We start from the raw sequence: 23,092 nt of genomic DNA, 5'->3' as shown, positions 1-23,092 counted from the left end.
GCGTGGATCAGTTGGCCGCTGCCGTTCTGCTGCCCGGTTTTCACGGAACGACCGCCCCCGACTGGTTGGTGCGGCGGGTCGCTGACGGTCTCGGCGGGGTGGTCCTGTTCGGCCGCAACGTCGTCTCCGACGACCAGGTGACCTCGCTGTGCGCGCAGCTGCGCTCGGCGCGGCCGGACGTGGTGATCGGCATCGACGAGGAGGGCGGCGACGTCACCCGCCTCGACGCGGGCCACGGGTCCGAGGTGCCCGGCAACTACGCCCTGGGCGTGGCGGACGACCTCGACCTGACCCGGTCCGTGGCCGCCTCGATCGGCGCGCGGCTGGCCCGGTGCGGCATCTCGCTGAACCTGGCGCCGTCGGCGGACCTGGTGCTGACGCTCGACGACCCGATCATCGGCGTGCGGGCGTTCGGCTCGGACCCGGTGCTCGCCGCACGGCACGTCGCCGCGTGGGTGGAGGGCCTGCAGGCCGTCGGTGTCGCGGCGTGCGCCAAGCACTTCCCCGGTCACGGTGCGTCCACTGAGGACTCGCACGAGCAGCTCCCGGTGCTGCCGCGCACCGAGCAGCAGCTGCGCGAGGTCGAGCTGGTGCCGTTCCGCGCGGCGGTGAACGCGGGGGTGCGGTCGATCATGACCGGCCACCTCGTGATCCCCGAGTGGGGCAGCGCGCCGGTGACGTTGAACAAGCACGCGATCGACCTGCTGCGCCGCGAGCTCGGCTTCACTGGCGCGGTGATCACCGACGGCCTGGACATGAAGGCCGTCGGCGGCGACCTGGCGGTGGGTGCGGTGAAGGCACTGGCCGCGGGCGTCGACGCGCTGTGCCTGGGCGGCATCCCGCTCGACGACGCGGAGATCCAGTGGCTGATCGACTCGATCGTCGCCGCGGTGCGGTCCGGTGAGCTGTCGGAGGAGCGCCTGACCCAGGCAGCGGCCCGGTCGCTGGCACTCGGCCTGCCGCCGTCGACCGTGGACGCGCACGACGCCGAGATCGGCCTCACGGCCGCTCGACGCGCTGTCTCGGTCCGCGGTCGCGTTGGTGTCGGTGCGGACCCGGTCGTCGTCGACCTGGTGGTGGACCCGTCGATCGCGGTCGGCGACGTCCCGTGGGGCCTCGGTCCGTACCTGAGCGAGGTCCTGCCGGGCACCGAGGTGATCGCGGCCCGCGACATCTCGGCCGAAGAAGTTGCGAGCGCCGCCGGCAAGCGCACGATCGTGGTGGTGACGCGCGACGCCCACCGCCACACCAGCGCTCGACAACTGGTAACTAACTTAACTAATCTGGGCCTGGACGTGGTGCACGTCGAAACCGGCGTGCCGGGTCCCGACCTGGGCAGCGTCGCCCGCATCGACACCCACGGCGGTTCTCGGGTGAGCCTCCGGGCCGCGGCCGAGCTGATCCTGAAAGGCACGACATGACCACGCCCCAGCCCGGCCAGCACATGGCCGCGGAGATCGCGGCCCAGCCGTCGATCTTCTCGTCCCTCTACGCGTCCCGGTCGTCAGTGGCTGAGGTGGCCGCCGTCATCCGGGAGCGCGCACCTCGTTTCGTGCTGTTCGCGGCGCGCGGTTCGAGCGACCACGCGGCCATCTACGCGAAGTACCTGACCGAGATCCTGCTGCAGCTGCCAGCGGGCCTGGTCTCCGCGTCCACCACGACCCTGTACGGCGCGGAGCCCGACCTGCGCGACGTGCTGCTGGTGACGGTGTCGCAGTCGGGCGGCTCCCCCGACCTGCTGGAGGTCACCGCCTCCGCACGCCGCCGCGGCGCCCTCACCGTGGCGGTGACGAACACCGCCACCTCCCCGCTGAACGCGGCCGCCGAGCTCTCGGTGGACGTCTCGGCCGGCGTCGAACACGCGGTGGCGGCCACCAAGACCTACTCGGCCACCCTGCTGGCCCTGTACCTGCTGATCGACGCCGTCCGCGGCGGCAACGGCGCGGCAGCGGCCCCCCTGGGCGACCTGGCCCAGGTGACGCTGGACGCCTCCACCCCGACCGTGGATGAGGCGGTCCGCCGCTACCGCTTCGTCGACCGCGTGCTCACCACGGGCCGCGGCTACTCCTACGCCACGGCCCTGGAAGCCTCCCTGAAGCTGGCGGAGACCTCCTACCTGGCCGCCCGCGCCTACTCCGGCGCCGACCTCCTGCACGGCCCGGTGGCCGCCGTCGACGGCGAGACCGCCGTCCTCGCGATCACCTCGCTGGGCAAGGGCGGCGACTCACTGCGCGACGCCCTGGACGTGGTCCACCAGCGCGGCGCCGACGTGGTCGCCGTGGGCTCCGCCTCCGAGAAGGTCGGCGCGACCCTGTCGATCGCCATCCCGGAGACGGCCGAGGAGGTCGCACCGGTCCTGGAGATCCTGCCGGTGCAGCGCCTGGCCCACGGCCTGGCCCTGGCGCGCGGTGGTGACCCGGACAGCCCGCGGGGGCTGAACAAGGTGACGCGCACCCTCTAGGGGTTCTTCGTTCTGCTGGCTCGATCGGCCGTCCGGGGCTTTCGCTCCGGGCGGCCTTTTCGTGCTTGGGACCTGGTCGGCGCCACTCGAACGGGTGAAGCTTGTCCTGATCCACGCCTGGGCTCGTCTTGTAGGTGTCCGAAACACACCCGTTCCTGCGCCCGCAGGTATGGAAGCGCGCGGAGGGGGCGTTGCCCGTGGGTCGAGCCGGAGGTGAGGAGCGCCGGAGGTGAGAAGCGCCGGAGCTCCACGCCTCGAAACCGGCCCGGAAAACGGCCAGGGGGACCGCCGCCTCAGCAGACGATCCCCCTCAGCCCCACGAACCCAGCCGCTACGAACCGGGCCTACTGTCCAGCGGTCGCGTACCCCACCGCCCCGACGGGAGCAACAGGCGCAACCGGCACCGCGGCGTCGAACACGACCTCCCCGTCGACCCACACCTTCCTGGGCCGCAGCTCGTCGTCCCACCACACGAGGTCGGCCACGGCCCCCGGCGCCAGCCGCCCGAGCCCGGACTCGCCGATCGCCTCGGCCGGCACGATCGTCGCCGAGGCCAGCGCGTCCGCCGCGGGTACGCCGACGGACACGATGTTGCGCACGGCGCGGTCCAGCGTCAGCGCCGAGCCCGCGATCGTGCCCTCGGGGGAGCGGGGCACGCCGTCCTCGGTGAGGAGGACGTCCGCGCCGCCGAGGTGGTAGCGGCCAGGGGGCATGCCCGCCGCGGCCACGGCGTCGGTCACCAGGGCCACCCGTGCGCCGGCCGCGTTGAACACGAGGCGGCACACGTCCGGGCCCACGTGGGCCAGGTCGGCGATCAGGCCCAGCGTGAAGCGGTCGTCGACCAGGGCGACGCCGGGTACGCCGGGTTCGCGGTGGCCGAGGGGGCGCTGGGCGTTGAACAGGTGCGTCACCATGCGGGCACCCGCGTCGGCGGCGGCGCGGGTCTGTTCGCCGGTGGCATCGGAGTGGCCGACGGCCACGAGCACCCCGGCGTCGACCAGGCGGCGGATCGCCTCGAAGCCGCCGGGCTGTTCGGGTGCCAGGGTCACCATGCGCAGCGCCCTGCGCAGGGCGTCGTCGTTCAGGAGCGCGTCGATCTGGTCGGGACCGGGCTCGACCATGAACGACGGGTCGTGCACGCCCGCCCGTTTCGGTGACAGGAACGGCCCCTCGAGGTGCACGCCGAGGGGACGTGCGCCCACCCCGTCGGGCAGTGCGGCCGAGGCGGCCAGCACGGCGCGGGCCTGGCGGATGACCACGTCGACCGGTGCGGTGATCAACGTGGGCAGGAAGCGGGTCACACCCGTGGCTGGCAGTGCTGCTGCGACCGAGCGCATGCCGGCGGCGTCCACCTCGGCGAAGTCGACGCCGACGGCGCCGTTCACCTGGACGTCGACCAGACCCGGTGTGAGCAGGCCGTCGGATAGGACCTCCGCGCCGGGTGGAGCTTCACCGGTGGTCACCTCGACGATGCGGCCGTCCCTGATCCGCACCGAGGCAGGACCGACGATCGTGCGACCGAGCAAAGCGCGCGGTGCTGCGACAACGGCGTCCAAGATCCCTCCTTGAATGGTCCAGACCATTATGGCGACAACGGGGGTCCGCGTCACGTGTCGTTAGTAGATAACCATCCCACAAAACAGTGAGTGAATGAGCGTCATGTTTACCGGGACCCGTGTGGGTGATCGGAGGTGACGCATACTGGTGTCAGACATCCGAGGTCTACGACGAGTTGAGGGTGCTGTGGCAGTCACTGACGATGCGATCCTGCGCGTCAAGGAGATGATCGTGTCCGGCGAGCTGAAGCCGGGCGACCGTCTCCCGCGGGAGGCTGACCTGGCCGAACGCCTCGGTCTCTCGCGCAACTCGCTGCGCGAGGCCGTGAAGGCGCTGTCGCTCGTCCGGGTGCTCGACGTCCGCCAGGGCGACGGCACCTACGTCTCGTCGCTGCGCGCGGACGACCTGCTGGGCGCGCTCTCGTTCGTGCTCGACCTGCACCGCGGCGAAGATTCGGTGCTGGAGGTCCTCCAGGTCCGCCGCATCCTCGAACCCGCCGCGGCCGCGATGGCCGCCCAGCGCATCGACCCGGACGAGGTCGTGAAGCTGCGGACCCTGTGCGACGCCGCGGAGCAGGCGAAGTCCGTCGAGGAGCTGGTCGAGCACGACCTGGAGTTCCACCGCGCCATCGCCCAGTGCTCCGGCAACGCCTACCTCGCGCAGCTCCTCGACACCCTCGCCGGTCCCACGGTCCGGGTGCGGATCTGGCGCGGCATCACCCAGTCGAACGCCGTGGACCGCACGGTCGCCGAGCACCGCGCGATCGTGGACGCGCTCGCGGCACACCAGCCGGAGCTGGCGCGCAGCTGGTCGACGGTGCACGTGGCCGGCGTCGAGCAGTGGCTGTCAGACCTGGCGTAGCTGCTCCAGCACCACCCGCACCGCCGGTTGCCCGTCCGCCCGCTTGCGCACCACCGCCGACACCGTGCGGAACACCTGCTGCTTCAACGGCCGCAACGCCACCCCGGGCCGCCGCGCCACCGAGGGCACCAACGCCACCCCGAGACCGGCTTCGACCAACCCGCACATGACACCGAAGTCGTCGCAGTAGGCCTGTGCCCGCGGCACGAACCCGGCCGCACCGCAGGCCCGCTGGGTCAGCTCGTGGCACGACGCGTCGGTGCGCGGCATGATCCACGGGCGGTCCGCCAGCAGTGCGAGGTCCACAGAATCCTGCTGCACCAACGGGTCTGACAGCGGCAGGGCCACGTTCACCGGTTCCACGAACATCTCGTGCGACTCGCAGGACTCGGGCAGCGTGCGCGGCATGATGTTGTACGAGTGGATGACGGCGATGTCGACGTCGCCGCGCCGCAACGCGGGCAGTGACGACTCGGGTTCCATCTCGTGCACGAACAGGTCCACATCGGACCCGTGTGCCGAGCGCAGCAGCTGGATCACGCGTGGGAGCAACGCGGCCACCGACACGAACGCGCCGATGCGGACCACGCCGGAGACCGAGGTGCGCAGGGAGGCGAGGTCGGCTTCGGCCGCTGCCAGCTGGTCGAGGACGAGCTGGGTGTGCGCGGCGAGCACGTGGCCGGCGCGGGTCAGCGTCAGCCGGCGGCCCGCCCGTTCGACCAGGGCCACGCCGGCCTCGCGTTCCAGTGCGGCGAGCTGCTGGGAGACCGCGGGCGAGGTCACGTGCAGGGCCTCGGCGGCCGCGGTGACCGTGCCGTGGACCGACAGGGCGTGGAGCAATCTCAAGCGCCGTACGTCCAACACAAAGCTCAGCTTAACGTTCCGGGCAGAACTTCTAACTGGAACTTCGCGAAAACTAGAGCCACGCTGGAGGCATGTTCGGACGAGTGCTGGTAGCGATGGTCACCCCGTTCACCCCTGACGGTGACCTGGACCTCGGGGGTGCGCAGGAGCTGGCGGCGCACCTCGTCGACAGGGGTGGTGCGGACGGGCTGGTCGTCAACGGGACGACCGGTGAGGCGCCGACCACCACCGACAGCGAGAAGGCGCGGGTCATCAGGGCCGTCAGCGAGGCGGTCGGTGACCGGACGCACGTCATCGCGGGTGTGGGGACCAACTCCACCCGCCACACCATTGAGCTCGCGCGGCAGGCTGAGGAGAACGGCGCGCACGGGCTGCTGGTCGTGACGCCCTACTACAGCAAGCCCACGCAGGAGGGCGTCGAGAACCACTTCCGGCGGGTGGCGGACGCGTCCGGGCTGCCGGCGCTGCTCTACGACATCCCCGGTCGCACGGCCACCGCGATCGACACCGAGACGCTGCTGCGGCTGGCCGAGCACCCGCGGATCGTGGGCGTGAAGGACTGCAAGGTCGACCTGCTGGCGACCGCGAGGGTCATCGCCGAGACCGGGCTCGACTACTACTCGGGCAACGACGAGCTGATCCTGCCGCTGTACTCGATCGGTGGCGTCGGCACGGTCAGCACCGTCGGGCACGTCGTCGGCAACGAGATCAAGGCGATGCTCGACGCCTACGACGAGGGTGACAACAAGGAGGCGCTGCGCCGGCACCAGGCGCTGCTGCCGGTGATCACCGCGATCATGACGCGCGAGCCGGGTGCCGTGGCGGTCAAGGCGGCGCTCACCCTGCTCGGGCTGCCCGCGGGTCCGGTGCGGGAGCCGCTCGCCGAGGCCACGCCGCGGCTGGTCGACGAGCTGAAGGCGTTGTTCGCCTAGGGGGCGCGGACCCGGTCACGGCGTGGGCACCTCGGCACCGAGCAGGCCCGCGGACTTCAGCTCCTCCCACACCCCGGCCGGGATCGACGCCGAGAAGTACGCGCTGTTCGCGGTCATCTGCTCGGCCGTGCGCGCGCCGATCACGACCGACACGACGGCGGGGTGGCCGAGGGCGAACTGGATCGCCGCCTCGGGCAGCGTCACGCCGTGCCGCCCGCACACCTCGGCGATGGCGCGGGCGCGGGCCACGAGCTCCGGCGGCGCCTCCTCGTAGTTGTACCTGGCGTCCGCCGGCACGACCGGCTTCGACAGCAAGCCGGAGTTGAAGACACCGCACGCCACCACGGACACGCCGCGTTCAAGGCACAGCGGCAGGAACGTGGGCAGCGAGTGCTGTTCCAGCAGCGTGTACCGGCCGGCCAGCATCACCACGTCGATGTCGGTCTCGCGGACGAACCGCTCCGGCATCTCCCACTGGTTCATGCCGACGCCGATGGCACCCACGACCCCCTGCGACCGCAACGACTCCAGCGCCGGGTACGCCTCGCCGAACGCCGCGTCCCAGTGCTCGTCGGGATCGTGGATGTAGACGATCTCCACCCGGTCGGTCCCCAGACGCTCCAAAGAGGACTCAAGAGACCGCAGGACACCGTCGGCCGAGTAGTCGCGAATCCGCCGGAAGTGGCGCGGCACCGCGAAACCCTCGTCGTCCATCCCGGTGCCGTCGAACGGTTCCAGCACCCGCCCGACCTTCGTGGAGAGCACGTACCCGTCACGCGGGCGGCCGGACAGCGCCACGCCGAGGCGGCGTTCGGACAGGCCGAGGCCGTAGTGCGGCGCTGTGTCGAAGTAGCGGACACCGGTCTGCCAGGCGGCTTCGACCGCGCCGAAGGCCTCGGCGTCGGACACCTCACGGTAGAGGTTGCCGATCGGCGCGGCACCGAAGCCGAGACGGGAAACGGGCACCTTCACGGGCGTCACTCCTGCTTCTGGCCGGTGGCGAACCTGGTCACGATCAGCGCGAGGATGATCACCGCGCCGTACGAGGCCTTGATGTAGAACCCGGACACGCCCTGCAGCCGCAGGATCTGCTCCACGAGCCCCAGCATCAGCACGCCCGACAGCGCGCCGAACAGCGTGCCCTTGCCGCCCTGCAACGAGATCCCGCCGATCACCGCGGCCGCGAAGACCTGGAAGATCATGCCCTCGCCCTGCGTCGCGGCGACGGAACCGAGGCGCCCGGTCATCAGGATGCCCGCGACCACCGCGAGCACCGAGCCGATGACCAGCACCAGCCACACCACCCGGTCGACCCGGATGCCGGCCGCGCGTGCCGCCTCGGAGTTGCCGCCGATGGCGTACAGCGACCGCCCGGCGCGCAGGTACTTCAGCACGAAGATCCCCGCGGCGTAGCAGACGATGCAGATCCACACCGCCGCCGGCAGCCCGAGCCACGTCGTGGAACCCAGGTACAGGAACGACTCCGGCACGTCGATCAGCGACTTGCCCTCGGTGATCGCGAGCTGCAGGCCGCGCAGCATGGTCAGCATGCCCAGGGTCACCATGAACCCGGACAGACCGACCTTGAGGATGAGGAACCCGTTCAGGCCGCCGATCACGACCCCGATCAGCAGGCACAGCGGCAGTGCCAGCCAGGCCGCCAGGCCGACGCCGAGGCCGCCGGACGACGCCGGAATGATCAACGCGACGGCCAGCGCGGGCGCGAGGCCGACGGTCGACTCGAGCGACAGGTCCATCTTGCCGACGACCAGGATCATCGCCTGGCCCAGCACCAGCAGCGAGAGCTCGCTCTGCTGGGTCAGCACGGCGATCAGGTTGCCGGAGGTGAGGAAGATCGGCGACAGGACAGAGCCGACGACCAGCAGCAGCACGATCACCGGGACCAGCGCCAGGTCCTGGTACCGCGCGAACTGGAACTTCTGCTTCCCCGGCGGTGTGGGCGCCGGGACGGGCGGAGTCATGGCCTTGGTCATTCCGCACTCATTCCTTCAATGGCAGAGATGAGCTCCTGGTCGCGCCAGCCGCGGGCGAACTCCCGCACCACCCGGCCGTGGAACATCACCAGAACACGGTCGCAGACCCGCAGGTCGTCGAGCTCGTCGGACACGACGATCGCCGCCTTGCCCCGGCGTGCCTGTGCGTCGACGACGCCGAGCAGCGACTCCTTGGACTTCACGTCGACCCCCGCGGTGGGGTTGATCAGCACCAGCACAGCCGGGTCGCCCGCGAGGGCCCGCGCCATCACGACCTTCTGCTGGTTGCCGCCGGACAGGTCCGACACCGGCTGGTCCGGTCCCGCGGCCTTCACGTCGTAGGAGGCGATCGCCGTCGCCCCCGCCGCCCGCTGGGCCCGCGGCCACACGAACGCGCCGGCGGTGCTCAGCGTCGCGTTCTCCGCGATCGACAGGTCGAGCACGAGCCCCTGGTGGTGCCGGTCCCGTGGCACGCAACCGATTCCGGCTTTCAGGGCCGACGGCACGTCACCGCCGCGCACCGCGGTTCCGTCCACCGAGATCGCTCCCCCGGACGGCTTGCGCAGCCCGTACACGGTCTCGGCGAACTCGTGCTTGCCCGACGACGCGCTGCCGGCCAAGCCGATCACCTCGCCGCGCGCCGCCGACAGCGTGACGTCCGAGAACGCGTCACCGCTCAGCGCCGACACGGTCAGCACGGCTTCGGCCGACGACGGCCGGTCGGCGCCGCTGGGCACGTTCAGCCCGCCCGCCTCACCGGTCATCGCCTCGATGAGGGCGGGTTTCGACATCTCCGCGACCGGTGCGGTGACGACGTGCCGCGCGTCGCGGTAGACCGTCACCGTCTGGCAGACCTCGTAGACCTCCTGCAGGTGGTGGGAGATGAACAGGAACGTCACCCCCTTGGCCTGCAACGACCGCATCCGCGCGAACAGCCGCTCGATCGCCGGGCCGTCGAGCTGCGCGGTCGGTTCGTCGAGGATCACGAACCGCGAGCCGATCGACAGCGCCCGTGCGATCTCGACGAGCTGCCGCTGCTCGACGGTCAGTGCCGAGACCAGCGCGTCCGGGTGGACCGCCACGTCGTAGGTCTCCAGCAGCTCGGCCGCCTCGCGGCGCAGCCTCTTCCAGCTGATCAGCCCGCCGCCGAGGTCCTGCCGGTTGATGAACAGGTTCTCGGCGACCGACAGCTCCGGCACGACCGTCGACCTCTGGTACACGCACGCGACGTGCCGCCGCCAGGCCGCCCGGTCGGCGACCGGGGGCGCTGGTTCGCCGAAGAACGCGACCTCGCCCGCGTCCGGTACCTGCATGCCGGTCAGGACGGAGACCAGCGTCGACTTGCCGGCGCCGTTGCGCCCGACGAGCGCGTGCGACTCACCGGCGCGGACCTCGATGCCCACGTCGTCCAAGGCGAGGGTGCGGCCGAACCGCTTGGTGACGCCACGCGCGGTGGCTGCGAGCTCGCTCATCCGCCGATCTGGTTGCCCCAGAAGGCCTTGTCGTCGACGTTGTCCTTGGTGATCAGCGGTGCCGCGAGCTGGTCCTCCATGCGGCCGCCGCCGGTGTCGACGATCGTCGAGTCGTGGTCGGTCTTGCCCGGCTGGAACGTCTTGCCCTCGACCGCGGCCTTGGCGTAGAAGAGCGCCCACTGCGCGTAGAGGTCGGCCGGCTGGGAGACGGTCGCGTCGATCTCGCCCTTGCGGATCGCCTCCAGCTCCTGCGGGATGCCGTCGTTGGAGACGATGAAGATGTGCTTGGGGTCCGTCGGCGGGACGATGAGGTTCTTCTGCCGCAACACCTGCAGCGTCGGGGTGAGGAACGCGCCGCCGGCCTGCAGGTAGATGCCGTTGATGTCCGGGTGCTGGTTCAGCCGGGTCTGCAGGGCCGCGGACGCCTTGGCGCCCTCCCAGTCGGTCGGCTCCTCGAACACGGTGATGCCGGGGAAGTCCTCCTTCATGCAGGCGGCGAACGCCTCGGAGCGGTCGCGGCCGTTGACCGACGACAGCGCGCCCTGGAACTCGACGACCTTGCCCTTGCCGCCCAGCTTCTCGCCGAGGAACTTGCAGGCCTTCTCGCCGTAGGCCTTGTTGTCCGCGCGCACGACCATGTAGGTCTTGCCCTTGTCCGGGCGGGTGTCGACGGTGACGACGGGGATGTTCGCCTTCTCCAGCCGGTCCAGGGTGGACGCGATGGCACCGGTGTCCTGCGGGGCCATGATGATCGCCTTGGCGCCCTGCGACTGCAGTGACTGGGCGTTGGCGACGAGGTTCTCGACCTTGTTCTGCGAGTTGGTGGGGTTGAGCAGGTTGACGCCGAGGTCCTTGGCCTTCTCCGGGAAGTACTTGATGTAGGAGTTCCAGAAGTCGGTGTCGGCGCGCGGGTGGTCGGCGCCGATCGGGCCGACGCCACCGGCTCCCGCACCGCCGGCGCCGCCACCGCCGCAGGCGGACAGTGTCAGGGCACCGGCGAGGGCGAGGCACACCGCGGCGGTGAGGTTGCGACGCTTCATCGTTGAGCTGCCTTTCATTGCTGCTGGGGACGCAGGCGCAAGCCGTACATGCCGCCGTCGACGGCGAGGACCGTGCCGGCGGTGGAACCCGACAGCGGGCTCGCCAGGTAGGCGATCGCACCCGCGACCTCGTCGGCGGAGACGAGCCGGCCGTGCGGCTGGCGGGCCTCCAGCGCGGCCCGTTCGGCGGCCGGGTCCGGTGCCGAGTCGAGCAGGCGGCCCACCCACGGGGTGTCCGCGGTGCCGGGGGCGACCGCGTTGACGCGGATGCCCTCGCGGAGGTGGTCGGCGGCCATCGCGAGGGTCACCGCGTGCACCGCCCCCTTGCTGGCCGAGTAGAGGGCGCGCTGCGGCAGCCCCGACCACCCGGCGATCGAGCCGGTGTTCACGACCGCCGCTGCCGGCGAGTTCCGCAGGTGCGGCAGCGCGGCCCTGGTGACGCGGACGATGCCGAGGACGTTGACGTTCAGGACCTTCAGCCACTCCTCGTCGGAGTTGCCGGCCACGTCGCCCTGGGCGCCGATGCCGGCGTTGTTCACGACCACGTCGAGGCGCCCGAACCGCCGCACGACCTCGTCGACGGCGGCCCGCACGCTCTCGTCGTCGGAGACGTCCGCGCGGATGCCGGTGAGCGGCTCGGGCACGTCCGGGTTGAGGTCCAGCGCCGCGACGGTCGCTCCCCTGCTGCTCAGCAGGGTCGCCGTGGCGAGGCCGATGCCGGACGCACCGCCCGTGACTACGGCGACGAGGCCTTCGAAGTCAGTCATCCGCGTGCTCCAGTTCCGTCCACACGGGACCTCCGGGGTACGCGTAGTCGACGAGCGTCTCGTCCTTGAGCTGCGCGGAGAACCCCGGCGCCGTGGGTGCCAGGTAGCGGCCGTTCTCGACGACGGCGGGGTCGAGGAAGTGCTCGTGCAGGTGGTCGACCCACTCGATCACCCGCTCGCCGACCTCACCGGAGACGGCGACGTAGTCGAAGAACGACAGGTGCCTGACCAGCTCGCACAGGCCGACACCGCCGGCGTGCGGGCACACCGGCACACCGAACTTCTTGGCCAGCAACAAGATCGCGATGTTCTCGTTCACACCGGCGACCCGGCAGGCGTCGAGCTGCAGCACGTCGATCGCACCGGCCTGCAGCAGCTGCTTGAACACCACGCGGTTCTGCACGTGCTCGCCGGTGGCGATCCTCATCGGGGCGAGCGCCTCGCCGATGGCGCGGTGGGCCAGCACGTCGTCCGGTGAGGTGGGCTCCTCGATCCAGTACGGGTCGTACGGTGCCAGCTCGCGCATCCACCTGACCGCGGTGCCGACGTCCCAGCGCTGGTTCGCGTCGACCGCGACCCGCACCTCGTCGCCGACGACCTCGCGGGCGAGCTTCATCCGCCGCACGTCGTCGTCGAGGCTGCCGCCGACCTTGAGCTTGATCATGTCGAAGCCGTCGGCGAGGGCCTGGCGGGCGAGCGTCGCGAGCTTCTCGTCGGAGTAGCCGAGCCAGCCCGGTGACGTCGTGTAGGCCGGGTATCCGTCGCGGGCAACGGACTCCGCGCGTTCGGCCTTGCCGGGCTCGACCGCGCGCAGCAGCCGCAGCGCCTCGTCCGGTGTCAGCGCGTCGGAGAGGTAGCGGAAGTCGACGAGCCCGACGACCTCCTCGGGTGTCATGCGGGCGAGGAACCGCCAGACCGGCAGCCCGGCGCGGCGGGCGGCGAGGTCCCACGCGGCGTTGACGACCGCGCCGATCGCCATGTGCGCCACGCCCTTCTCCGGGCCGAGCCAGCGCAGCTGCGAGTCGCCGATCAGCTCGAAGTACAGCTCGCCCAGCGCCTGTGCGGTCTCCGGCACGGCCTTGCCGACGACGTGCGGGGCCAGTGCCTTGATCGCGGCGGCCTGCACGTCGTTGCCGCGGCCGATGGTGAACGCGAGGCCGTGGCCCTCCGGTCCGTCGTCGGTGCGCAGCACGACGTAGGCGGCGGAGTAGTCGGGGTCGGGGTTCATCGCGTCGGAGCCGTCGAGCTCGCGCGAGGTCGGGAAGCGGATGTCGAGCACGTCCAGTGCGGTGATCGTGGGCATGGGCTCAGGCCTGCCCGAGGGTCTGCCGCTGCTTGCCGAGGCCCTCGATCTCCAGCTCGACCACGTCGCCGGCGCGCAGGTACGGCTTGGGCTCGGGCTGGCCGAGCGCCACCCCAGCGGGTGTACCTGTGTTGATGACGTCACCCGGACGAAGGACGAGGAACTGGCTGAGGTAGCGCACGACCTCCGCGATCGGGAAGATCATGTTCTTGGTGGTGGAGTTCTGCTTCAGCTCGCCGTTCACCCAGAGCCGCATCGCGAGGTCCTGCGGGTCGGCGATCTCGTCTGCGGGCACGAGGAAGGGGCCGAGCGGGTTGAACGTCTCGCAGTTCTTGCCCTTGTCCCAGGTGCCGCCGCGCTCGATCTGGAACTCGCGTTCCGAGACGTCGTGCGAGAGCACGTACGCGCCGACGCACGCCAGGCCGTCCTCTTCGGACTCCAGGTAGCGGGCGGTGCGCCCGATGACGACGCCGAGCTCGACCTCCCAGTCGGTCTTCACCGACCGGCGGGGCACGAGCACCTCGTCGTACGGTCCGACGACCGTGTCCGGCGTCTTGAGGAACACCACGGGTTCGCCGGGGATGTCGGCGCCGGTCTCCTCCGCGTGGTCGCGGTAGTTGAGGCCGATGCAGATGATCTTGCCGGGGTGCGCGAGCGGCGCTCCGACCCGCACCCCCTCGGTGTCGAGCGCCTGGAGCTCGCCCGCGTCGAGGGCGGCGCGGACGCGGGCGACACCGCCGTCGGCGAGGAAGCCGCCGTCGATGTCGGGGGTGATCGGCAGGAGGTCGTACGTCGTCCCGTCGCCGGTCCTCACCGCGGGACGTTCAGCGCCGACCGGTCCGAGCCGCAGAAGCTGCACGGCGGTTCCTCCTCTGCTCACACCGCACGAATACATCGGATGTATAGCCCTGCCGAGGCACTCGCGTCTAGGCCCTGACGTGAAGTCGTCCGATGACTAGGAGAGGTTGATCATGAATTTGGCCATCGCGTCACTCCTGGTGGGCGCGCTGCTGACACCCATTGCTTCGCCGCCGGATGTAACCGTTTTCGTCGAGCTGACCTCGGCCCCGGCGGTCGAGTCGAGGGACGCTTCTCAGGCGCGTTCCGCACGGGAGCGGATCTCGGAGCACGTGTCGCGGGTCGTGTCCCGGTCCGGCGGGAAGGAGGTTGCGCGAACGACCAACGCGGTGCCCGGCGTCGTCCTCGCGGTCGGCCGTTCCCACCTGTCGGAACTGGCGCGGATGCCCGAGGTCCGCGCGGTCCACCGGATGGTCCCGAAGGAGCCGTCCAACGCCTCCGCCGTCCGGCTCACCCGCACCTCCGACGTCTGGCGGTCGCTCGGCCGCCTCGGCGAGGGCGTCCGGATCGGCGTGATCGACACGGGCATCGACTACCGGCACGCGGACTTCGGCGGCGGCACGTTCCCGACGGCCAAGGTGGTCGGCGGGTACGACTTCGCGGGCGACGCCTACACCGCGGGCAAGGCCCCGCCGGTGCCGGACGCGGACCCGCTGGACTGCCAGGGCCACGGCACGCACGTGGCCGGCACGGCGGCCGGGTTCGGCGTGAACGCCGACGGCTCGACCTACCGCGGCTCGTACTCGTCGGTCGACCTCGACTCGATGCGGATCGGGCCGGGAACGGCACCGCGGGCGTTGCTGTACGCGCTGAAGGTGTTCGGCTGCCGGGGTTCCACCGAGCTGACCGCGAAGGCGCTGGACTGGGCGCTCGACCCGAACGGTGACGGCGACTTCTCCGACAAGCTCGACGTGGTGAACCTGTCGCTGGGCAGCAACTTCGGCGCACCGGACGACCCCGACTCGCTGTTCGTGCGCAAGCTGGTCGAGCACGGCGTGGTCGTGGTGGCGGCGGCGGGCAACGGCGGCGACCTCTACGACGTGTCCGGGTCGCCGGGCAACGCACCGGGCGTGATCTCCGTGGCGAACAGCAGGGACGCGGGCGAGGTGCTCGACGGCGTCGAGGCGCTGGGACAGCGGTGGCCGGGCCAGTACAGCATCGGTTACAAGGACCCGATCGACCTGACGCTGCCGGTGGTGCGGCTGAAGTCCGGTGTGGACGGTTGCGAGCCGATCAGCGAGCCGTTGGCCGGCAAGCTCGTCTGGCTGGAGTGGGACGACGACGACGCGACGCGCGCCTGCGGTTCCGGTCCGCGCACGGACAACGCGTGGCAGGCCGGCGCGGCCGGGGTGCTGCTGCCGACGACGTTGCCGGCGTTCGCGGCCGGCATCGCGGGCAACGCGCACATCCCGGCGTTCCAGCTGACGGCGGCCGCGGCCACGGCGCTGCGGCCCGCGCTGGAGGCCGGGACGCTGACGGTGCGCCTGGCGTCGTCGCTGAAGCGCGCGGTGCCGTCGGTGACGCCGGAGATCGAGGACACGATCACGCCCTCGTCGTCGCGGTCGCGGTCGGCGATCTCGGTGGCCGCCCCCGGTGACACGATCTTCTCCGCGGCCTCGGGAACCGCCTCGGACGGTGTGTCGATGGGTGGCACGTCGATGGCGTCGCCGCACGTGGCGGGCATCGCGGCCCTGCTGCGCGAGGCGCATCCGCGGTGGACGGTCGAGGAGATCCGCGCCGCGCTGGTGAACACGGCCTCCGGGGTGGTCCGGTCCGCGTCCGGCGTGCGGGAGGCGCCGATGCGGGTCGGTTCCGGCCGGGTGGACGGGCTGGCGGCGCTCGGCGCGGACGTGCTGGTGCTGGGCGACGCGTCGTTCGGCACGGTCGAGGTGGACGGGCCGGTGCAGGCCACGCGGACGTTGCGGGTGGTCAACAAGGGCACGGAACCGGTGCGGCTGAACCCGTTCTACGAGCCGATCACGAAGGTGCCGGGGGTGGCGTTCTCCGTGTCGCCGTTCGTGGTGGTGCCCGCAGGCGGGTCGGCGCCCGTGCGGGTGCAGCTGCGGATCACGAACCCGGCGGCGCTGCGCAAGACACCGGACCCGAGCGTGTCGCTGGCCGACGGCCGGCAGTTCCTGGCGGAGGCGTCCGGGCTCGTGCGGTTCACCGGCGACCGGTCGTTGCAGGTCCCGGTCTACGCGGCGCCGAAGCCGGTGTCGCGGCTGTCGGTGTCGTCCGGCCGGGTCACCGGGCAGGGCCTGGACCAGGGCGAGTTCGTCGCGCGCATGACCGTGCTGGAACTGGGTGCGCGCTCACCGCGGCTGCCCGCGTGCACCCCGGAGGTGCGCGACGGCTGCACCGCGAACCGGACGGCCCGCGGCGCCGACCTGCGGTACGCCGGCGCGACCGCGACGCCGGAGCTGCTGGCGTTCGGCGTCGCGACCTGGGACACGTGGCAGAACCAGGGCGGCAACACCCGGCCGCGGGTGCGGTTCACGGTGGGCGGCAAGGAGTTCCTGACCGAGGCGGTCAAGCAGGAGGGCGCGGACGGCACCGTGACGGCGGACGTGTGGCTCGCGCGCACGACCGACGTCGCCTCTGACGAGGTGGTGGACGAACAGCCCCTCAACGGCCTGGCCGGTTCCACCGACACCAACCTCTTCGACAGCGACGTGGTGGTGCTGCCGGTGTCGCGCTCGGTGCTGCCGACCGGCCCGGTGACGTACACGGTGGCGGTGGCCAGCCGCTACCCCGCGCCCGCCGACGCCGACGAGCTCGTGGACGTGACCGAGCCTGCCGTCTTCGCCTACGGGACCGAGGTCCCTTCACTGTCCACTGTGGTCCATCCGGGTGATCGAGTTCCGCCGGGCACCCTGGTGTTCTTCCACCACAACGCGACGGGTGACCGCGCACTGGCCGGGTGACACCCGGTTGGGCGTGCCACCGGTGGCCTGACCTCGGCATACTCGTTCGTCATGGATCTCGTGGTCGGTCTGGACGCCGGTGGCACGTCCACCAGGGCAGTGGTGCTCGACCTCGGCGGCGCCCGGCTGGGCCAGGGCCTCGCCGGCGGCGCGAACCCGAACTCGCACCCACCCGCCCTCGCCGCGGCCCACATCGGCGAGGCCCTGAAGGAGGCCCTCGACGGCCTCGACACCCGCCGCGTCCGCTCCGGCGTCCTGGGCATGGCAGGCGCCTCCCGGATGTCGGACCCGGCGGTGTCGGCCCTGTTCGAGGAGGCCTGGGAACGCGCGGGCCTGCACTGCCCGATGCGCGTGGTCACCGACTGCGAGGCGGCGTTCGCCACGGGCACCTCCTCCGCCGACGGCACCGTGCTGGTCGCCGGCACGGGCTCCATCGCGGGCCGCATCGTGGACCACCGCATGGTCGGCCAGTCCGGCGGCTACGGCTGGCTGCTCGGCGACGACGGCTCCGCGTTCTGGTTGGGCCGCGAGGCCGTCCGCGCCACGGTGCGCCTGCTGGACCTGGACGCGCCGCTGGAGGGGCTGGCCACCGCGGTGCTGACGACGGCGGGGGTGCGCGGGCGCGGTGCGTTGATCACCGCGGTGAACTCCTCGCCACCGATCGCCCTCGCGCGCTTCGCCCCGCTGGTGTCGGCCGCCTACCACCACGGGGACCCGGCGGCGCTGTCGATCGTGGCGTCGGCGGCGCGGTTGCTGGCGGACATGGCCTCGGCGGTGCGCGCGCCGGAGGACACGTCGCCGATCGTGCTGGTGGGTTCGTTGATCAAGACACCGGTGGGGGTGCACCTGAAGCAGGAGCTGCAGGGGCGGTGCGGTGCGCAGGTGATCATGGCGACGGAAGGGGCCGTGGGGGCGGCCTGGCTGGCGGCGGTGGACGTGCTGGGCCCGGACGCGCCGCGACCCAGCCGGTCATGAGGCCAGCAGCCTGCCCGAGTGCGGTGTCCGCTCGCGGTAGGCCCGGAGCAGCCCGGCGTGCACGTCGTCCACGTGCTCGGCGGCGTCGTCGTTCCACACCAGCGTGATCCGGCGGTACAGCGGGTTGCCGGTGATCGGTTTGAGCAGCACGCCCGGCGCGTCCTGGCCGGGGAAGAACCCCGCCACGGCACCGGTCGACCGCACCAGGTCGGCGGCCACCGCGGCATCGGCACCGAAGTGCGCGCACCGGGGCGTGAACCCGACGGCCTCGCAGGCCTGTTCGAGGTTGAGCCGACCGCCGTGGTTCTCGTCCGGCACGACCCACTCCTCCCCTGCCAGCTCGGACAGCCGCACCTCGCTGCGGCCCGACAGCCGGTGGCCCACCGGGACGCCGATCAACATGCGTTCCGTCACGACACCGCGCAGGCCGATCGCTTCGGGAAACCGCAGTGGGCTGCGCGGGAACTCCACCACCAGGGCCAGGTCCAGCTCGCCCGTGCACACGAGCTCGAGCACGGTGTCGCCGCCGCGTTCGACGTGCGTGGTCTGCGGCAAGCCGGGCAGCACCTCGCGCACGGCCCCGACGAGCAGCCCGGTGGGCGACCCCGCCACGCCACCGAGCCGGATGCCCGAGTCACCCCGCCGCACCAGCCGGTGCGAGGTGACGATCAGGTCGTCGAAGCGTTCGACCAGGTCCTGAGCCCGCAGCACGACGTGGCGGCCCAGTTCGGTCAGCTCGACGCCGTCGGTGCGACGCAGGAACAACGGCCCGCCGAGGCTCGCCTCGATCCTGCGCACCTGGGCTGTCAGTCCGGCCTGCGCGATCTTCAGCTGCGTGGCGGCCCTGGTGATGCTGCCCGCACTCGCCACGGCGAGCACCACGTGCAGATGTCTGAGCTCCATTCGCACTGACGAAGCCTAGGGCAGTGGAGGAGCGACAAACACGGCCACGCGGGTGTCACCAAATGACCTTTCTGCGGCCCGCGCCGACCCTCGGATTGCTCCGTTCGGCCGATAAACCGGGAGTTATCGGAACCTCACACCTACCGCTGCGCGCACCGGCTGCCTCAGGCTGCTGTCGACCACCGGATGACACCAGGGGTGAGGCCATGAGGAAAGCGTTGCGGCTGCGACGCCTTTCCCGTCAGCAAGACGACAGGTACCTCTTCGTACCGCTGGACCACAGCGTCTCGGACGGCCCGGTCGTGCCGAGGGACCGGTGGCACGACCTGATCAGCGCCGTCGTGCAGGGCGGCGCCGACGCGGTCATAGTCCACAAAGGACGCGTGCGCACCATCGACCCGGCCGTGCTCGGCGGTTGCGGGTTGATCGTGCACCTCAGCGCGGGCACCGCGCACATGGCCGACGTCAACGCCAAGGTGCTCGTCGGTGAGGTCGACGAGGCGTTGCGGCTCGGTGCCGACGGGGTGAGCGTGCACGTCAACATCGGCTCCGACACGGAGGCGCGTCAGCTGGCCGACCTGGGCACGGTCGCGGCGGCGTGCGACGCCTGGAACGTCCCGCTGGTCGTGATGATCTACGCCAGGGGACCGCGCATCGGAGACCCGCGCGACCCGGCCCTGCTGGCGCACGTCGTCAACATCGCGACGGACCTGGGCGCGGACATCGTCAAGACCAACCTCGCGCACCCGGCGGAGAACATGGCGGACGTCGTCGCGAACTGCCCGCTCCCCGTGCTCGTCGCGGGCGGCGCCGCCTCCTCGCACAGCCTCGCCGGACACGCGCGCGCCGCGATGGCCGCCGGCTGCGCGGGCCTCGCGGTGGGACGGCGGGTCTTCGCCTCACCGACGCCGATGCAGCTCGTCGCGGAGCTCGCGGCGATCGTGCACACGCCCACCGACACCAGCCTCATCGACGCACTGACAGCCTTGGAGAACCGGTGAAGTTCGCCTGGATCGACCTCAGAACCGTCCCGGAAGCGCAGCGCACCGCGGTGGTCGACGCCGCCGTGCACAGCCGCGTGGCCGGAGTCGTCGCGGACGATCCCGCGCTGCTCGACGACCTCCCTCCCACGATCACGCGGGTGCTGCTGGCGAACGAGCCCGTCGAGAGCCCGCACCTCGTGGTCGTGCCGGTGGACGAGCAGGACGAGCTCGACCGGCTGCCCACGCGGTCGGCGTCCGTCACGGTCGGCGACGACCGCACGCTCAAGCTCGCCTGCGCCGCGGCGGAGCGCCTGGACCACACCGTCGTCACGTTCACCGACCCGACCAAGATCCCCCTGGAGATCGTGATCGCGGCCGCGCACGGCGCCCCCGGCAAGCTGGTCACGGTGGTCTCCGACCTCGTGGAGGCCGCGATCGTCCTCGAATGCCTGGAACACGGCTCCGACGGCGTCCTGATGGCCCCCGCCGACGCCACCGACGTGTTCAAGCTCGCCCGGCTGCTCGAAGCCACGTCCCCGCCGCTGACGCTGACCACGCTCACCGTGGAGGCGTTGACCCACAACGGTCTGGGCGACCGCGTCTGCGTCGACACCGCCTCGCACTTCGCCGAGGACGAGGGCATCCTCGTCGGCTCCTTCTCGTCCGGCTTCGTGCTGTGCTGCAGCGAGACGCACCCGTTGCCGTACATGCCGACGCGGCCGTTCCGCGTCAACGCGGGCGCGCTGCACTCGTACGTCCTCGGGCCGGCGAACCGCACGAACTACCTGTCCGAGCTGCGGTCCGGCAGCAAGGTCCTCGCCGTCAACGCCGACGGCCGCACCCGCGAGCTGACCGTGGGCCGCGCCAAGCTGGAGTCCCGCCCGATGCTCACGATCACCGCACGCTCACCGGAGGGCGTCGTGGTCGACCTGATGGTCCAGGACGACTGGCACGTCCGCGTCCTCGGCCCCGGTGGCAAGGTGCTGAACGTGACCGAGCTCCGACCCGGTGACGAGCTCCTCGGCCACGTCGCCACCGAGCAACGGCACGTGGGCCTGCCGATCGGCGAGTTCTGCAAGGAGTCCTGACATGCGCGCGTTCATCACCGACCTGCTGCACCGCCACGGCGACGAGGTGCCGTTCCTCAGCCACCGCAGCACGGTCACGCACGGGTTGTTGCGCGCCGATGTCACCGCTCAGGCCCGTCGTTTCGCCGCTGCGGGAATCGGGGAGGGCAGCGCGGTCGCCGTCCAGGTGCCGCCGAGCTTCAGCCAGCTCGAAGCCGTGCTCGCGTTGTGGAGCACCGGTGCGCAGGTGATCTCGATCGACCACCGCCTGACGCCGGCCGAGACCGACGTCCTGCACTCGTTGACCCGCCCGGAGTTCCTCGTGCACCCGAGCGGTGCGGCCGCCTCCGGCTTCCAGGAGCGGTACGACCTGGTGACCACCCGCGCGGACGGCCTGCCCGCCGCCACCGACCACCCGCTGGTCCAGTTCAGCTCCGGCTCGACGGGCCGGCCGAAGGTGATCGGGCGCAGCACGTCGTCGCTGGCGGACGAGGTCGCGCGGTTCGAGGCCGCCGAGGGCATGGTGCGCCGCGGTGAACGCCTGCTGCTGCTGAACTCCCCCGCTCACAGCTTCGGCATGGTCGGCGGCCTGCTGCACTCGCTGGCGGCGGGCGTGCACCTCGTCTTCGCGGAAAGGCCCACCGCGGCGGCGATCCTCCGGCAGGCGCGGGACTTCGAGGTCGACTTCGTCACCGGCCAGCCGTTCCACTTCGACCTGCTCGCCGCCTCCCCCGATCCTTCCGCGCTGCGCACGGCCCGCGGGGCGTTCGCCGGCGGCGAGCTCATGCCGCAGGACGTCGCCTCCCGCTTCCAGGCCACCTACGGCATCCCGGTCGGCGAGTGCTTCGGCACCACCGAGACCGGCGCGCTGACCATGGCCGTCGGCGGTACGGTCCGCCCGTCTGTCGGCCCGCTGATGCCGGGCGTCACCGCACGGGTCCGCGACGGCCTGGTCGAGGTGGCGCTGCCCGCCACCCCCTACCTGTCCGAGGACGGCCCGTCGCGCTTCTCCGGCGGCTGGTTCCGCACGGGCGACCGGGGCGAGTTCACGCCCGACGGCGAACTGCGCCTGCTCGGCCGCTCCGACTCGCTGGTCGTGGTGCGCGGTTTCAACGTCGACCTGACCGAGGTGGAGAAGGTCCTGTGCGGGCACCCGCAGGTGACCGAGGCCATCGCGCTGGGCCAGCCGGAGATCCGCGCCTACGTGAGCACCCGGAGCACGACGCTCACCGCGCGCGCCCTGTCGGAGTGGTGCGCGGAGAGGCTCGCCGAGTTCAAGCTGCCCCGGCACATCCACGTGATGGACGCGCTCCCGCGCACCCCCACCGGGAAGGTCGTGCGGAGCGCGGAGCCGCTCCACGCGTCCTACCTGCGGGCGCGGTCACTGCCCGACCCCGGCTGAGCACCCGGTTCCGGCACCTGCGGGTGCCGGAACCCCGGATGCCCCGAAGGCAGCGCCTTCCGCAGCACCCACCCCGACACCAGGATGCACACGACCTGCAACGGCCACGACAGCGCCGCGCGCAGCGTGGCGAGCCAGAACACCTGGGCGTCGAGCCACAGCGGCGTGAACACCGCCACGCGCAGCACGTACTGGGCGACCCACGGCCAGGAGGCGATCGAGTAGGCGCGCAAAAGGGCAGGATCGCGCCGCCACCGGGTCTTCTGCCCCAGCAGGGTGCCGACCACCACGCCGAGCAACGGCCAGCGCACCGCTGTCGACCCGGCCCACGCCAGCGCCGACGCGACGTTCGACAGCAGCTGGATCAGGAAGAAGTCCTCGACGCGGCCCGTGTACAGGGCGATCAGGGCCGCGGCCACGACCAGCAGCACGGAGAGCACCACGGCGCGGGGTTTCTCGCCGCGCACGAAGCGGATGACGCCGATGACGACGCCGCACAGCACCGCGGCGACAGCGCCTGCTCCGATCGAGTGGCCCCAGACGAGCCAGCCCGCGACGAACGCCAGTGGGGGCAGGGAGGCGTCGAGGGCGCCGCCTCGGCCTCCGAGCAGTGATGCGAGCGACTCCTGGCGCACGTCGGTCATGTTCCCAGACTGCCTTAGGTCAGCCTAAGTCAGGTAACGGAGCTGTATCGGGGATTGACCGCGGTGAACCAGGTCACTACCGTCT

General features: G+C 71.6%; 20 protein-coding genes. 9 read left to right on the top strand and 11 right to left on the bottom strand.

Going from position 1 to position 23,092, the window contains the following annotated elements:
* The first annotated feature begins 2 nt into the window (after nt 1–2).
* Together AB0A63_RS04790 and AB0A63_RS04785 are read left to right on the top strand one after the other, a co-directional pair.
* Nucleotides 3–1,421, top strand: coding sequence for a glycoside hydrolase family 3 N-terminal domain-containing protein (locus AB0A63_RS04790; protein ID WP_360385383.1), 1,419 nt, complete (start codon nt 3–5; stop codon nt 1,419–1,421).
* Nucleotides 1,418–2,461, top strand: a complete 1,044-nt coding sequence (locus AB0A63_RS04785; protein ID WP_360385381.1) for an SIS domain-containing protein — start codon at nt 1,418–1,420, stop codon at nt 2,459–2,461. Before AB0A63_RS04790 ends, AB0A63_RS04785 begins: the two co-directional genes overlap by 4 nt.
* A gap of 344 nt (nt 2,462–2,805) precedes the next feature.
* On the opposite strand, the gene nagA is transcribed toward AB0A63_RS04785, so the two are convergent.
* On the bottom strand, nt 2,806–4,017 hold the full coding sequence (gene nagA, locus AB0A63_RS04780) for an N-acetylglucosamine-6-phosphate deacetylase (protein ID WP_360385379.1): 1,212 nt from the start codon (nt 4,015–4,017) through the stop codon (nt 2,806–2,808).
* A gap of 187 nt (nt 4,018–4,204) precedes the next feature.
* Here nagA and AB0A63_RS04775 point away from each other — a divergent pair, with 187 nt between their 5' ends.
* Nucleotides 4,205–4,879 (top strand): FadR/GntR family transcriptional regulator, encoded by a 675-nt coding sequence (locus AB0A63_RS04775; protein WP_360385377.1) that lies wholly within the window; start codon nt 4,205–4,207, stop codon nt 4,877–4,879.
* Here the strand turns inward: AB0A63_RS04775 and AB0A63_RS04770 are convergent.
* Complete coding sequence (locus AB0A63_RS04770; RefSeq protein WP_360385374.1) at nt 4,865–5,725, bottom strand: LysR family transcriptional regulator; 861 nt, start codon at nt 5,723–5,725, stop codon at nt 4,865–4,867. The genes AB0A63_RS04775 and AB0A63_RS04770 overlap by 15 nt on opposite strands.
* 89 nt (nt 5,726–5,814) lie before the next feature.
* On the opposite strand from AB0A63_RS04770, the gene dapA reads away from it, so the two are divergent.
* Nucleotides 5,815–6,675, top strand: a complete 861-nt coding sequence (dapA, locus tag AB0A63_RS04765) for a 4-hydroxy-tetrahydrodipicolinate synthase (RefSeq protein ID WP_360385372.1) — start codon at nt 5,815–5,817, stop codon at nt 6,673–6,675.
* Between the two features lie 15 nt (nt 6,676–6,690).
* On the opposite strand, the gene AB0A63_RS04760 is transcribed toward dapA, so the two are convergent.
* The 7 genes from AB0A63_RS04760 to AB0A63_RS04730 are packed head-to-tail and all read right to left on the bottom strand — an operon-like array spanning nt 6,691 to nt 14,110.
* Nucleotides 6,691–7,647, bottom strand: coding sequence for an aldo/keto reductase (locus AB0A63_RS04760; RefSeq protein WP_360385370.1), 957 nt, complete (start codon nt 7,645–7,647; stop codon nt 6,691–6,693).
* 5 nt (nt 7,648–7,652) lie between these two features.
* Nucleotides 7,653–8,669: an ABC transporter permease gene (locus AB0A63_RS04755; protein ID WP_360385368.1), complete on the bottom strand. Its 1,017-nt coding sequence runs from the start codon at nt 8,667–8,669 to the stop codon at nt 7,653–7,655.
* Nucleotides 8,666–10,141, bottom strand: coding sequence for a sugar ABC transporter ATP-binding protein (locus AB0A63_RS04750; protein ID WP_360385366.1), 1,476 nt, complete (start codon nt 10,139–10,141; stop codon nt 8,666–8,668). The genes AB0A63_RS04755 and AB0A63_RS04750 overlap by 4 nt, the downstream gene beginning before the upstream one ends.
* Nucleotides 10,138–11,181 (bottom strand): sugar ABC transporter substrate-binding protein, encoded by a 1,044-nt coding sequence (locus AB0A63_RS04745; protein WP_360385364.1) that lies wholly within the window; start codon nt 11,179–11,181, stop codon nt 10,138–10,140. The genes AB0A63_RS04750 and AB0A63_RS04745 overlap by 4 nt, the downstream gene beginning before the upstream one ends.
* Nucleotides 11,182–11,195: 14 nt before the next feature.
* Nucleotides 11,196–11,948 carry an SDR family oxidoreductase gene (locus AB0A63_RS04740; RefSeq protein ID WP_360385362.1) on the bottom strand — a complete coding sequence of 251 codons (753 nt, stop codon included), beginning with the start codon at nt 11,946–11,948 and terminating at the stop codon, nt 11,196–11,198.
* A complete protein-coding gene (locus AB0A63_RS04735; protein WP_360385360.1) occupies nt 11,941–13,251 on the bottom strand; it encodes an enolase C-terminal domain-like protein in 1,311 nt (436 codons plus the stop codon). The genes AB0A63_RS04740 and AB0A63_RS04735 overlap by 8 nt, the downstream gene beginning before the upstream one ends.
* Before the next feature lie 4 nt (nt 13,252–13,255).
* Nucleotides 13,256–14,110, bottom strand: a complete 855-nt coding sequence (locus tag AB0A63_RS04730) for a fumarylacetoacetate hydrolase family protein (RefSeq protein ID WP_360385358.1) — start codon at nt 14,108–14,110, stop codon at nt 13,256–13,258.
* Nucleotides 14,111–14,222: 112 nt separating this feature from the next.
* On the opposite strand from AB0A63_RS04730, the gene AB0A63_RS04725 reads away from it, so the two are divergent.
* Together AB0A63_RS04725 and AB0A63_RS04720 are read left to right on the top strand one after the other, a co-directional pair.
* The gene (locus AB0A63_RS04725; RefSeq protein ID WP_360385356.1) at nt 14,223–17,033 is read left to right on the top strand and encodes a S8 family serine peptidase; all 2,811 of its coding nucleotides are present in this window, start codon (nt 14,223–14,225) and stop codon (nt 17,031–17,033) included.
* 51 nt (nt 17,034–17,084) lie between these two features.
* On the top strand, nt 17,085–18,008 hold the full coding sequence (locus AB0A63_RS04720) for a BadF/BadG/BcrA/BcrD ATPase family protein (protein ID WP_360385354.1): 924 nt from the start codon (nt 17,085–17,087) through the stop codon (nt 18,006–18,008).
* Here AB0A63_RS04720 and AB0A63_RS04715 read toward each other — a convergent pair.
* A complete protein-coding gene (locus tag AB0A63_RS04715) occupies nt 18,003–18,911 on the bottom strand; it encodes a LysR family transcriptional regulator (protein WP_360385352.1) in 909 nt (302 codons plus the stop codon). The genes AB0A63_RS04720 and AB0A63_RS04715 overlap by 6 nt on opposite strands.
* Before the next feature lie 206 nt (nt 18,912–19,117).
* Here AB0A63_RS04715 and AB0A63_RS04710 point away from each other — a divergent pair, with 206 nt between their 5' ends.
* From AB0A63_RS04710 to AB0A63_RS04700, 3 genes are read left to right on the top strand one after another with little or no spacing between them, the layout of a single operon-like run.
* Nucleotides 19,118–19,912, top strand: a complete 795-nt coding sequence (locus AB0A63_RS04710; RefSeq protein WP_360385350.1) for a 2-amino-3,7-dideoxy-D-threo-hept-6-ulosonate synthase — start codon at nt 19,118–19,120, stop codon at nt 19,910–19,912.
* Nucleotides 19,909–20,982, top strand: a complete 1,074-nt coding sequence (locus AB0A63_RS04705; RefSeq protein ID WP_360385348.1) for a 3-dehydroquinate synthase II — start codon at nt 19,909–19,911, stop codon at nt 20,980–20,982. Before AB0A63_RS04710 ends, AB0A63_RS04705 begins: the two co-directional genes overlap by 4 nt.
* Before the next feature lies 1 nt (nt 20,983).
* Nucleotides 20,984–22,363, top strand: a complete 1,380-nt coding sequence (locus AB0A63_RS04700; RefSeq protein ID WP_360385346.1) for a class I adenylate-forming enzyme family protein — start codon at nt 20,984–20,986, stop codon at nt 22,361–22,363.
* Here the strand turns inward: AB0A63_RS04700 and AB0A63_RS04695 are convergent.
* Nucleotides 22,327–23,007 carry a DUF3159 domain-containing protein gene (locus tag AB0A63_RS04695; protein ID WP_360385344.1) on the bottom strand — a complete coding sequence of 227 codons (681 nt, stop codon included), beginning with the start codon at nt 23,005–23,007 and terminating at the stop codon, nt 22,327–22,329. The genes AB0A63_RS04700 and AB0A63_RS04695 overlap by 37 nt on opposite strands.
* Between the last annotated feature and the right edge of the window lie 85 nt (nt 23,008–23,092).

The sequence above is a fragment of the Lentzea sp. NPDC042327 genome (genome assembly GCF_040647275.1).
In the GTDB taxonomy this organism is placed as follows: domain Bacteria; phylum Actinomycetota; class Actinomycetes; order Mycobacteriales; family Pseudonocardiaceae; genus Lentzea.
Note: the sequence above shows the minus strand (reverse complement) of the source record. Positions and strands in the feature narration are given on the sequence as shown.